This is a genomic window from Mesorhizobium sp. YR577, from assembly GCF_900116595.1.
Lineage (GTDB): Bacteria > Pseudomonadota > Alphaproteobacteria > Rhizobiales > Rhizobiaceae > Mesorhizobium_M.
In genome coordinates this window covers 19,562-31,944 of record NZ_FPBI01000004.1, presented here as the reverse complement: position 1 = coordinate 31,944, position 12,383 = coordinate 19,562, and the positions used below count along the sequence as shown (strand labels likewise).

The window sequence follows — 12,383 nt, the reverse complement described above, 5'->3', positions numbered from 1 at the left end:
TCAGAGGTGTCTTCGGGCAGCATATTAGAAGCTGTGCGGAGAAACCGCGCTGGGGCGGCAAGGACAGGAATGGACGCAAAGGTAACCTCGAAAGCGAAACTGCCAAGTCGCTATGTGACCGAAGGGCCGGCGCGCGCGCCGCATCGGTCATATCTCTATGCGATGGGCCTTTCGCAGAAGGAGATTGCCCAGCCTCTGGTCGGCGTCGCAAGCTGCTGGAACGAGGCTGCCCCCTGCAATATTTCGTTGATGCGCCAGGCGCAGGTGGTCAAGAAGGGCGTCGCGGCTGCCAACGGCACGCCGCGCGAATTTTGCACCATCACCGTCACCGACGGCATCGCCATGGGCCATCAAGGCATGAAGGCCTCGCTCGTTTCGCGAGATGTCATTGCCGACAGCGTCGAGCTCACCATGCGCGGCCATTGCTATGACGCGCTCGTCGGCCTTGCCGGCTGCGACAAGTCGCTGCCGGGCATGATGATGGCGATGGTGCGGCTCAACGTGCCCTCGGTCTTCATCTATGGCGGCTCGATCCTTCCCGGCAGCTATCGCGGCCGCCAGATCACCGTTCAGGACGTTTTCGAGGCGGTCGGCCAGCATTCGGTCGGCGCTATCTCGGATGACGATCTTCTGGAGGTCGAGCAGGCGGCATGCCCGTCGGCCGGCTCCTGCGGAGCGCAATTCACCGCCAACACCATGGCGACCGTGGCCGAGGCGATCGGCCTTGCGCTGCCATATTCCTGCGGTGCGCCGGCGCCTTACGAAATGCGCGACCGTTTCAACTTCGCCTCGGGCGAAAAGGTCATGGAACTGATCGCCAGGAACATCCGCCCGCGCGACATCGTCACGCGCAAGGCGCTGGAAAATGCGGCAGCCGTGGTTTCGGCCACCGGCGGCTCGACCAACGGCGCGCTGCATCTGCCGGCGATCGCCCATGAGGCCGGCATCGAGTTCGACCTGTTCGACGTCGCTGAGATATTCAAGAAGACGCCTTACATCGCCGATCTGAAGCCCGGCGGAAAATATGTCGCCAAGGACATGTTCGAGGCTGGCGGCATTCCTCTGCTGATGAAGACGCTTCTCGACCACGGCTATCTGCATGGCGATTGCATGACCGTGACTGGCCGCACTTTGGCCGAAAATATGGAACATGTTGCCTGGAACGACAGTCAGGACGTGGTTCATCCGGCCAACAAGCCGATCACGGTGACTGGCGGCGTTGTCGGCCTGAAGGGCAATTTGGCGCCTGAAGGTGCGATCGTGAAGGTGGCGGGCATGTCGGAGCTGAAATTCTCCGGTCCGGCGCGGTGCTTCGACTCGGAAGAAGAATGCTTCGAGGCGGTGACCCATCGCAGCTACAAGGAAGGCGAGGTTCTCGTCATCCGCTATGAAGGCCCGAAAGGCGGGCCTGGCATGCGCGAGATGCTGTCGACGACAGCCGCGCTTTATGGACAAGGCATGGGCGGCAAGGTTGCCCTGATTACCGACGGGCGCTTTTCGGGCGCGACGCGCGGCTTCTGCATCGGCCATGTCGGTCCGGAGGCTGCAATCGGAGGGCCAATCGGTCTTCTCGTCGATGGCGACATCATCACCATCGACGCCGTGAACGGCAGTCTCGATGTGGCGCTCTCCGATGGGGAACTGGCCGCCCGGGCGAGGAAATGGAAACCGCGCGAGACCGACTATCAGTCCGGCGCGATCTGGAAATATGCGCAAACGGTAGGCTCGGCTCGCTATGGCGCCGTGACCCATCCGGGCGGCGCGAAAGAAACACACTGCTATGCTGACATCTGACGTCGTGAGAACAACCATCCTGTCGGCCATCGTAGCCGCAACGACCTTCGGCACTGCCGGGGGCGCGATGGCGTTCGACGACAAGGTTTTCGATGACAACGGCGCGGTAAAGGCCCAGTCGAGCCCGTGGGCGGTGTTCCAGTTCGGCTTCTCGGCCTACAAGAGCGGCCACAAGGACCAGGCCGTCGAGGCCTATCGCTATGCTGCCGAAAACGGCCAGATCGGTGCCAGCTGGAAGCTTGCGCGCATGTATGCCGAGGGCGACGGCGTCGACCGCAACGATTTCGAGGCGTTCAAGTTCTTCAGCGAGATTGTCGAGCAGGATGTCGAGCCCGGCAGCCCCGAGGAAAGCTATGTTTCGGACGCGCTGGTCGCGCTCGGCAATTATTTGCAGAAGGGCATTCCGGGCAGCCCGATAAAGGCGAACAAGGTCGCCGCGCAGGAATATTTCATGCGCGCCGCCGCCAACTATCGCAATCCCAACGCCCAGTTCGAAATGGGCAAGATGTTCCTGAAGGGCGAGGGCGGCGTTAAGGCCAGCGTGCGTCAGGCCGGACGCTGGTTCCAGCTTGCCGCCGAAAAGGGCCATGCCGGCGCACAGGCGACGCTCGGCAACCTGCTGTTCCAGTCGGGCAAGGTCGTGCGCGGGCTTGCCATGATGACGGCTGCACTCCAGCGCGCAGCGCCTGCCGATCAGCCGTGGATTCGCGGCATGCAGGAAGAGGCGTTCGCGCTTTCCGGTGAATCGGATCGCCGCACCGCGATTGCGCTTGCCGAGGATATTCTCACCAAGGGTGATACCGGGCAGCAGTAACGGGCGCTAGCCGTTCGCGTCTGTAGATGCCGAAGGCTGTGTGAGAGGCAGCGCGCCGTGCTCGCTAAAACTCTCCGGCGGCTGTGAAGACGATCCCGCAGGCCTCGAAAGAAGCTCTGCTTGCGGGCAACCATCCGAGATTTTCTTCCACGCCGAGTTGTTAAGCACCATGTCGCAGCGCGCCAGCTGATTGCCGTTGGGCAATTTCAGGCAGGCCAGTTCGCCGTGATGATAGACCTTGCCATTGGCGAGGCACTGGCAATCAGCCAAAGCCGCAGTCAGCGACGAAGCGAGCATCGCGATTGAAAGCAGGCATGCGCGTGGCAACTGCATCGCCGCATATTAGCACTTGCCGAAACCCAACGCCACAAAGGGAATTTCAGGCCGGCTGGAGCGCCAGTTCGGCTGCCACCGGCACATGGTCGGACGGTTTTTCCCACGCCCGGACATGCTTTTCGATCGAGGCAGAAGAGAAGCGGTTGGCGGCTTCGGGCGACATCAGCAGGAAATCGATGCGGATGCCGTTGTTCTTCTGCCAGGCGCCGGCCTGGTAGTCCCAGAACGTGTAGGTGTCGGGCGCGTCGGTCACGGCGCGGGTGGCCTCGGTGAAGCCGAGATTCAGGAGCCGCCGGAAGGCCTGACGGGTTTCGGGCTGGAACAGCGCATCGCCAAGCCACGCCTCGGGATTGCGGGCGTCGATCGGTTCGGGAATGACATTGTAGTCGCCGCACAGAAGCAGCGGCTCCTCGAGGAGCAGGCGTTCCCCGGCCCATTTCTCGAGTCGCGCCATCCACGACAGCTTGTAGGGGAATTTTTCGGTGTCGATCGGATTGCCGTTCGGCAGATAGAGCGAGACGACGCGCAGCACACCCTTGTCGGTCGAGAACACGCCTTCGATGAAGCGCGCCTGCTCGTCGCTGTCGTCGCCGGGCAGGCCGCGATTGACCTCATCGAAACGCAACTTGGACAGGATGGCGACGCCGTTGAAGCCTTTCTGGCCATGCGTTTCGACGTGATAACCAAGCGCCTCGATCTCGGAGCGCGGAAACTGGTCGTCGACCGACTTGATCTCCTGCAGGCAGACGATGTCGGGATCGCTATCCTTCAGCCACACCAGCAGGTTGCCGATGCGAGCCTTGATGCCGTTGATGTTCCAGGTAACGATTTTCATGAAAATCACGCGAGAATTTCAAATAGTTCTTGATGGCGCACGCGCCGATTGCAGACGATCCTGCACCATCCTTCATCAGAAGGAAACCGGTCCTCTTCGGCATTCTCAGGTCCGGATAACGAAACAAGGGGAATAATGCCATGTCTTCAGTTCCACATTCTGTGGACGAGGTGCTGCCGGCGCCGCGTCTGTTCGCGCTCGCAATCCAGCATGTGCTGGTCATGTATGCCGGCGCAATCGCTGTCCCGCTCATCATCGGCAGGGCGCTCAAGCTCGACCCGGAGCAGGTGGCCTTTCTGATTTCCGCCGATCTGTTCGTCTGCGGCCTTGTCACCATCATCCAGTCATTCGGCGCGACGCAGTGGTTCGGCATCAAGCTGCCGGTCATGATGGGCGTCACCTTTGCCTCGGTCGGTCCGATGGTGGCGATGGCAGGCGCCAATCCCGGCACAGACGGTGCGCGCATGATTTTCGGCGCGATCATCGGCGCCGGCATCGTTGGCATTGTGATTGCGCCGCTGGTCAGCCGCATGCTGCGGTTCTTTCCGCCAGTGGTGACGGGCACGATCATCGTCGTCATCGGTGCTTCGCTGATGCGCATCGGCATCAACTGGATTTTCGGCAATCCGGTCGGGCCGACAGCGCCGAAACTGGTTTCACCCGAACATGCGGCGTGGCTGAAGTCGATTTCGGACGCGGCATCGGCTGCCGGCTCGACCTTGCCTCCGATGCCTGCCGGCCTGTCGCTTGCGGCAACGATTCCGAATGCTGCCTATGCGCCGGTCTCCAACATTGTGATCTCGGCGATCGTGTTATTTTCGATCCTGTTGATCGCCAAATTCGGCAGGGGCTTTCTGGCAAACATCGCGGTGCTGCTCGGCATCATCGTCGGGGGTGTCATCACCGCCGCACTCGGCATGATGCATTTCGAGAAGGTCGCCTCCGCCGGCTGGTTCGAACTGGTGACGCCTTTGCGCTTCGGCATGCCGATCTTCGATCCGATCCTCATCCTCACCATGACGCTGGTGATGATCGTCGTGATGATCGAATCGACCGGCATGTTCCTGGCGCTGGGCGAGATGACGGGCCGCAAGATCAGCCAGCCGATGCTTTCGGCCGGACTGCGCACCGACGGGCTCGGCACTGTCATCGGCGGCCTGTTCAACACCTTCCCCTATACCAGCTTCTCGCAGAATGTCGGGTTGGTCGGCGTTACCGGCGTGAAAAGCCGTTTCGTCTGCGTGGCCGGCGGCATCATCCTGATAGTGCTCGGTCTCGTGCCGAAGATGGGCGCGCTGGTGGAAGCACTCCCGACCTTCGTGCTCGGCGGGGCAGGGCTCGTGATGTTCGGGATGGTGGCTGCGACCGGCATCCGCATCCTGGCGGCAGTGGATTTCAAGACGACGCGCAACAACCTGTTCATAGTCGCGGTCTCGGTAGGTCTTGGGATGATCCCGCTGGTCGCGCCGGACTTCAAGATGTGGCTGCCGCACGACATCCATCCGCTGGTCGAATCCGGCATATTGCTGGCTTCCGTGTCAGCCGTGGTTCTCAACGCCTTCTTCAACGGCGTGAAGGGCAACGAGGCTGACGCCCGCGAGGCGGCAATGGCGGCGGAAGCGTAGTCATCAAAAGAAAAGGCTGCCAGTTGGCAGCCTTTTCAATTCTGGCATTGGTTCAGATTAAATGGAAAAGCTGGTGCCGCAGCCGCAGGACGCCACGGCGTTTGGGTTCCTGATCTGGAACGACTGGCCCATCAGGTCGTCGACGAAGTCGATCACCGACCCGCCCATATAGACCAGAGACAGGTCGTCGATCAGCACCGTCGCGCCGTCTCTCTCGATGGCGATGTCGTCGTCGTTCTTCGCGTCGACCAGATCGAATTTGTAGGAGAAACCCGAGCAGCCACCGCCTTCGACGGAAACGCGTAGCGCGATCTTTCCCGGTTCACCGGCGACGATCTTCGCAATCCGCTTCGCAGCGGCCTCGGAAACGTCTACACCCTTCATGGCAGTCTTGGCATCTGCGCCCATTGGCGTCACCTTGCATTCGCGTTGTTACCATAGGTATGAAGCGCGAAGGGGCAAGTCAACCAGCGGCGGCAAGTCAAAAATGGCGAACGAGCTTGGCGACATCGGTTTCGGCTATCGGCCGCGCGCTGCCTATGCCTGTGATCCGGCGCTTTCGCGCGGGCGATTTTTCGATGAGGTTGAAAGCCCGACGCGCACGCCATTCCAGCGCGACCGCGACCGCATCATCCATTCCACGGCATTCCGGCGTCTCAAGCACAAGACGCAGGTGTTCATCGCCCATGAAGGCGATCACTATCGCACGCGGCTGACGCATACGATCGAAGTCGCCCAAATTGCGCGCGCTCTGGCGCGGGCGCTGCGTTGCGACGAGGATCTGGCCGAGGCCGTGGCGCTGGTCCATGATTTCGGCCACACGCCCTTTGGCCACACCGGCGAGGACGCGTTGAACGAGAAGATGGCGGCCTGGGGTGGCTTCGACCACAACGCCCAGTCGCTGCGCGTGGTCACGCGGCTGGAACGCCGCTATGCCGAGTTCGATGGGCTGAACCTGACATGGGAAACGCTTGAAGGGCTGGTCAAGCATAATGGCCCGCTGACGGACGCCAAGGGCAATGGCCTGAAAGGCGCGGTGCCGCAGGCGATTCTTGACTATTCAGAGCTTCACGATCTCGAACTCGATCAGTTCGCCAGCCTTGAGGCGCAATGCGCGGCAATAGCCGACGACATCGCCTACAACACACATGACATCGACGATGGCCTGCGGGCAGGGCTGCTGACGCTCGACATGCTGGAGGAGGTGCCTCTGCCGGCCTCGATCCTGAAAGGGGTGCGAGAACGCTATCCGGCGCTCGACCCCGCGCGCACCGGGCACGAACTCATGCGGCGGCAGATAACCATCATGGTCGAGGACGTGATCAAGACCGCCTCGGCGCGGCTGGCTGAGCTGAAGCCGCAAAGTGTCAAAGACGTTCATGCCGCCAAGTCAGCCATTGCTACGTTCTCTGACGAAATGGCACCGGCGGAAAAGGAACTGAAGGCGTTTCTGTATAAGAATATCTACCGCCACAAGGACGTGATGCTGGTGCGCGAGGGCGCCGACCAGATCGTGCGCGAGCTGTTCGACGCTTATTTTGCCGATCCACGCGAGATGCCGGACGGCTGGCGCGAGGGGCTCGATCGTGCTGCCGAGCGCATAAAAGCGCGCCATGTCGCCGATTTCCTGGCCGGTATGACGGACACTTATGCGATCAAGGAACACCGACGGCTGTTTGACCGCACGCCCGATTTGGGCTAGGCGGAACCGGTTTTCCGGCATTGAGCCGGCATAAAGTGCCGATTTTCCAGAGTAGCCATCCATGAATATCTTCGCCGATTTCAACGAGCGGATCATAAAGATCGTTGAAGCGCTTGATCTTAAAGACAAAGACGGCCAGCCAGCCGATCTCTCGCGTATTGCCGTAGAGCCGCCGCGCGATGCCACGCATGGCGATCTGGCGACCAATGCCGCGATGGTGCTGGCCAAGCCGACCGGGCAGAACCCGCGCGCGCTGGCCGAAAAGCTCGCTGAGGTGTTGCGTCAGGACAAGGATATTGCAGCTGTTGATGTCGCCGGCCCAGGTTTTGTCAATCTGCGGCTGACGGACGGTTTCTGGCAGGCGCATCTGACCAGCCTGCTGGGTGTAGGCGCCGATTATGGCCGCTCGACGGTTGGCAAGGGCATCAAGGTCAATGTCGAATATGTCTCGGCCAACCCAACCGGCCCGATGCATGTCGGCCATTGCCGCGGCGCGGTGGTGGGCGATGCGCTGGCTAATCTGCTCGGCTTTGCTGGCTATGACGTGACCAAGGAATACTACATCAATGACGCCGGCGCGCAGATCGATGTGCTCGCGCGCTCGGCCATGCTGCGCTACCGCGAGGCTTTGGGCGACGAGGTCGGGGAAATCCCGGCGGGACTTTATCCGGGCGATTACCTGGTGCCCGTGGGGCAGGCTCTGGCCAAGGAATTCGGCCGCGATCTGCTGCAGAAGCCTGAGGACGAGGCACTTGCGCTCATCAAGGACCGCACGATCGACGCCATGATGGTGATGATCCGCGAGGATCTGGCCCTGCTGAACGTGCATCACGAGGTGTTTTTCTCCGAGCGCACGCTGCACGCCAACAACGCCGCCGCCATACGCTCCGCCATCACCGACCTGAAGCTCAAGGGCCACGTCTACAAGGGCAAGCTGCCGCCGCCCAAGGGGCAGAAGCCTGAGGACTGGGAAGACCGCGAGCAGACCTTGTTCCGCTCCACGGACGTTGGTGACGATATCGACCGGCCGCTGGTCAAGTCGGACGGCGCGTTCACCTATTTTGCCGCCGATGTTGCCTACCTGAAGGACAAGCTGGATCGCGGCTTCAACGAGACGATCTTCATTCTCGGCGCTGACCACGGCGGCTACGTCAAGCGGCTGGAGGCGCTGGCCAAGGCTTTGTCAGGTGGTTCGCTGAAGCTGACCGCGCTTCTGTGCCAGCTGGTTAAGCTCTACCGCGATGGCGAACCGGTGCGCATGTCGAAGCGCTCGGGCGACTTCATCACCCTGCGGGAAGTGGTGGAGGAGGTCGGACGCGATCCGATCCGTTTCATGATGCTCTATCGCAAGAGCGATGCGCCGCTCGACTTCGACTTTGCCAAGGTGACTGAGCAGTCCAAGGATAATCCGGTCTTCTACGTACAGTATGCTTCTGCGCGCTGTCATTCCGTATTCCGGCAGGCGAAGGAGCAATTGGGCGAGGGCGCTTTCGACCGGGCCTCGCTTGCCGAATCGGCTGCGCGGCTGACTGACGAGAGCGAGATCGGGTTGATCAGAAAGCTTGCCGAATATCCCCGGCTTGTCGAATCGGCAGCACTTGCGCATGAGCCGCATAGACTGGCATTTTACTTGTATGATCTGGCTTCCAGCTTCCACGGACACTGGAACCGAGGCACGGAAAATCAGGACTTACGTTTTGTTAAGGTTAACGACCGACAATTGACGTATGCCAGACTCGGGCTGGTGCAGGCTGTCTCGGACGTTTTGACGTCCGGCCTGGCGTTGATCGGGGCCGATGCGCCCGCGGAAATGCGCTAGGTTTTACGGGAAAACCTGTCACCATTTGCCCACATTGCGCTGGTAAGGCCCAACCTTACGTGACGCCCATTGCGTCCGAATAGTGCGAGTATCGGGAAAGAGTATGGTAGACAGAACCCAGCTTAAAATCGCCGATCGGGACCAGTTGTCGAACGATGATCCGTTCGCCGAACTAACCCGGATCATGGGATTTGACCCGCGCCAACCTGTTCAGCAGGAACCGGCGGCAGCGCCTTCTTCGGTCGCAGGTGTCGAGGCGGACGATTTCGGCATCGATCTGGAAAAGGAACTGATGGGCGAGTTCGCCCAGGAAGATTCCGTGCATGACAATGTGCACGCTTTCCAGCCGGCCTATCGCACGGAAACGGCCTATCAGCCGGATGCCCCGGCGGCATACGAGCCCGAGGTTTCGTCTGGAGAACTGGAGGTTGCTGAGTTTGAAGCTCTAGAGCCTCAGGCTTCGGAGGCCGAACCTGCTTTTGCCGCCCAGCCGGAATATGAGCCGACGGTCGCTTTCGAAGCTGCTCCCCTGGAGGCTCTCGCCCCCGAGGCAGGCAACTTCGACGATGTCGTCGCCGCTGAGTTGGAAGACGAACTGTCTCTGGATGGCGAGTGGTCCCACGCGGAAGTCGTCGTTGAAGAGGCTGCGTCGCCTGAATATCAGGCCGTCACGGCCGCCGAATATGAACCGGCAGATGATCAGCAGCCCGTCGTGGATTATGAATCTGAAGGTGAATACGAAGCTGCAGGTGAATATGAACCCGCAGCTGAATATGCTCCCGCAGCCGAATTCACTCCGGTGGAAGTCCCTGCCGAGCAGCCTGACGCTGTTGATCCTTTCGACCAGGCGGTAGCCGCTTCTTTCGAAGACGATCAGCCGCTTGAGGGTGAATGGTCGTCAGTCGATGCCGGCACTCATGCCGCCTATGAAGACGAGGCTGAGCCAGCCTACGAAGCTGCACCTGCCTACGAGACCGCGGCGACGGAAGAATACGCTCAGCCTGTGGCCGCAGCCGCTTCGGAAGAAGCGTTCGCCGATGATTTTGACGCTGCCCTGGCTGAAGTGGACATGGACTTCACTGCCGTGCCGCTGAAGTCGTCCGGTCATGGTTCTATCGATCCGGAATTGGATCGGGAACTTGAGATCGCTTTGCAGCCGGAAGAGCCGGTTTCCATCGTAGACGAGGGTGGGCCGAGCCTTGAGGACGAACTCAATGCGCTTCTCGGCAATGCGCCGGCGTATCATGCCGAAGAGGCTCCGGTCGTAGAGGCCGCTGCCGAAGAGCCGGCCTATGCCGCTGCCGAAGAGCCAGCATATGCGGTTGCCGACGAGCCTGCCTATGCCGTCGCTGCGCAGGACGTAGACGACGAAATCGAACTGGAACTCGCAGACGAAGACGTGCTTGCCGAGACGCCTTCCGCCGAGGCTGCGCAGCCGGTCGTTTCCACGCCTTACTCGCTCAGCAATTATCGCACCGGTCAGCCGGTCTATGCGGCTCCCGCCGATGAAGCCAGCTATGCGGCCGAGCCTGTCGCGGAGGCCGAGGCGGATATCGATCTCGAATTCGACGATGAGGCTTTCGATGCCGCATTCGCCAATTCGATTGAAGATGTCGACCTCGCTTTGGATGAGGACGAGCATGCGCCGGTCGAGGAGCCGGCAGTCGCGGCTTCCAGCCAGGCTAATGATCCCTATGCCGATCTGGCCGCGCTGACGGCTCAGTTCACGCCGACCGGACCGGTAAGCTCGTGGAACAAGCATGAGCCTGAACCGCAGCCGGTTGTCGCGCACTATGAGGAAGCGGCCGACGAAGACTTCGCAGCACCCGCCGCCAGCTACAACGATATCCCGGACATTGAAACGATCGACGTGCCGGAGCAGGCGGTTGCGCTCGCAGAAGACCTCGATATTCCGGAACTGGCTTTCGAAGAAGACGTTCCGGCAGCACCCGCGTACGATGACATCGACGCGGAGTTCGCAAGCCTTCTCAACGACATGAATTCGCCGGAACCGGCATCTACCGCACAGCCGCAGCAGGCTGCAGGCGATGCCGACGACTTTGCCGCCGATTTCGAGCGTGAGTTCCAGATCGACGAGGATGCGCTGACGCAGGGCCATCCCTATCAGACTGCAGCCGTTGCCGGGGCCGCCGTAGCTGGCGTGCTTGGCGCAACCGCCGCTCATACAGCCTATGCACCTGCTGCTACCCAGCCTGCCTTCGACACTGGCGCGCTTTCGGGTTCGCAGGGACGGGGGCAGTATCAGCAGCCCAATCTCGATGATTTCGATTATGACCCTGACGCTGATGAAGAGATGTCGGCAGCTGCCTATGGCGCGGCTGGTGAGAGAGAACGTCCGCAGCGGCGTGGAATGCTCATCGCTGCCGTTGTCGGCGGAATCGCGGTCATCGGCGCTATCGGTGCCTATGCGCTGTCGGGCAGCAATGTCGGGTCCGGTGCGCCGGCGCTCGTCAAGGCAGATGACGGCCCGATAAAGATCCGACCGGAAAATCCCGGCGGCACGGTTGTCCCCAACCAGGACAACAAGGTCTACGACACCGTTTCGCGAACGCCTTCCAGCGCTACGCCGACGCAGGAAAAGCTGGTGACGACGGCTGAAGAGCCGATGGATATGGCCGCCCAGGATCCGGAGCCGGCGCTGGACGAGACGGACATAGCATCCGAGACCGACGGCGACGCCGCCGCTCCCATGGCCAAGTCCGAGGATCGCATCCAGCAGATCATGCAGGAAAACGGTGGCGACCAGAACCCCGAAGTGGCGGCAGTCACGCCACGCAAGGTGCGCACCATGGTCGTGAAGTCGGACGGCACGCTGGTCCCACGTGAGGATCCGGCTCCTGCCGCCCCGGCGATCGACCCGGCAACGACGGCGTCTGAGAGCGTTACCGATCCGGTCGGCGCAACCACCACGGCTTCGGTGCCCGCCACCAAACCTGCCGCATCGCTTAATGCCAACGAGCCTGTACCTGCCGAAGCCAATGCCGCTCCGAAGGCTGCAGCCAAGCCGCAGAACTCGACCACGCCGAAATCAGTGGCGATCGCGCCGACGCGTCCTTCCGACCAGCCGGTCGATGTTGTTGGCGAAGTGAAGGCCGATCAGGTTGCAGCCCTTGCTCCTGCAAGCGCTGCTGCGGCTGGTGCATGGTCCATGCAGATCGCCTCTCAGCCGAGTGAAGCGGCCGCCCAGTCGTCCTATCAGGACCTGCAGCGCCGCTACGGCAGCGTGCTCAACGGCCACCAGGCGAACATCGTCAAGGCCGAGATTGCCGGCAAGGGTACGTTCTGGCGCGTTCGCGTGCCTGCACCGAGCCGCAACGAAGCGATCTCGCTTTGCGAAAGCTACAAGGCTGCTGGCGGCAACTGCTTCGTCTCGAAGTAGGCAACTGGCAAAATTCGAAGAGAATGAAAACCGGCGCGACATGTTCGCGCCGGTTTTG

The 12,383-nt window shown here is 61.3% G+C and carries 9 protein-coding genes; 6 read left to right on the top strand and 3 right to left on the bottom strand.

The genetic code is table 11. The features are described 5' to 3' along the window. The first annotated feature begins 69 nt into the window (after positions 1–69). Positions 70–1,794 (top strand): dihydroxy-acid dehydratase, encoded by a 1,725-nt coding sequence (ilvD, locus tag BM413_RS07105; protein WP_091911832.1) that lies wholly within the window; start codon positions 70–72, stop codon positions 1,792–1,794. Further along, positions 1,781–2,608 carry a tetratricopeptide repeat protein gene (locus BM413_RS07100; protein WP_091911830.1) on the top strand — a complete coding sequence of 276 codons (828 nt, stop codon included), beginning with the start codon at positions 1,781–1,783 and terminating at the stop codon, positions 2,606–2,608. Before ilvD ends, BM413_RS07100 begins: the two co-directional genes overlap by 14 nt. A gap of 6 nt (positions 2,609–2,614) precedes the next feature. On the opposite strand, the gene BM413_RS07095 is transcribed toward BM413_RS07100, so the two are convergent. Further along, positions 2,615–2,941: a hypothetical protein gene (locus tag BM413_RS07095; RefSeq protein WP_091911829.1), complete on the bottom strand. Its 327-nt coding sequence runs from the start codon at positions 2,939–2,941 to the stop codon at positions 2,615–2,617. Positions 2,942–2,987: 46 nt separating this feature from the next. Beyond that, complete coding sequence (gene xth, locus BM413_RS07090) at positions 2,988–3,779, bottom strand: exodeoxyribonuclease III (RefSeq protein ID WP_091912250.1); 792 nt, start codon at positions 3,777–3,779, stop codon at positions 2,988–2,990. Between the two features lie 140 nt (positions 3,780–3,919). Here xth and BM413_RS07085 point away from each other — a divergent pair, with 140 nt between their 5' ends. Beyond that, a complete protein-coding gene (locus BM413_RS07085; protein ID WP_091911827.1) occupies positions 3,920–5,404 on the top strand; it encodes a nucleobase:cation symporter-2 family protein in 1,485 nt (494 codons plus the stop codon). A 57-nt stretch (positions 5,405–5,461) separates the two neighbouring features. Here BM413_RS07085 and erpA read toward each other — a convergent pair whose 3' ends face one another. Further along, entirely contained in the window at positions 5,462–5,812 is a 351-nt protein-coding gene (gene erpA / locus BM413_RS07080; RefSeq protein WP_091911824.1) for an iron-sulfur cluster insertion protein ErpA, read from the bottom strand. Between the two features lie 79 nt (positions 5,813–5,891). Here erpA and BM413_RS07075 point away from each other — a divergent pair, with 79 nt between their 5' ends. The 3 genes from BM413_RS07075 to BM413_RS07065 all read left to right on the top strand — a co-directional run bounded on the left by BM413_RS07075 (position 5,892) and on the right by BM413_RS07065 (position 12,325). Next, positions 5,892–7,106: a deoxyguanosinetriphosphate triphosphohydrolase gene (locus BM413_RS07075; protein ID WP_091911822.1), complete on the top strand. Its 1,215-nt coding sequence runs from the start codon at positions 5,892–5,894 to the stop codon at positions 7,104–7,106. Positions 7,107–7,167: 61 nt separating this feature from the next. After that, positions 7,168–8,925: an arginine--tRNA ligase gene (gene argS / locus BM413_RS07070; RefSeq protein WP_091911821.1), complete on the top strand. Its 1,758-nt coding sequence runs from the start codon at positions 7,168–7,170 to the stop codon at positions 8,923–8,925. Positions 8,926–9,028: 103 nt separating this feature from the next. Further along, entirely contained in the window at positions 9,029–12,325 is a 3,297-nt protein-coding gene (locus BM413_RS07065; RefSeq protein WP_091911819.1) for an SPOR domain-containing protein, read from the top strand. Positions 12,326–12,383: the final 58 nt, after the last annotated feature.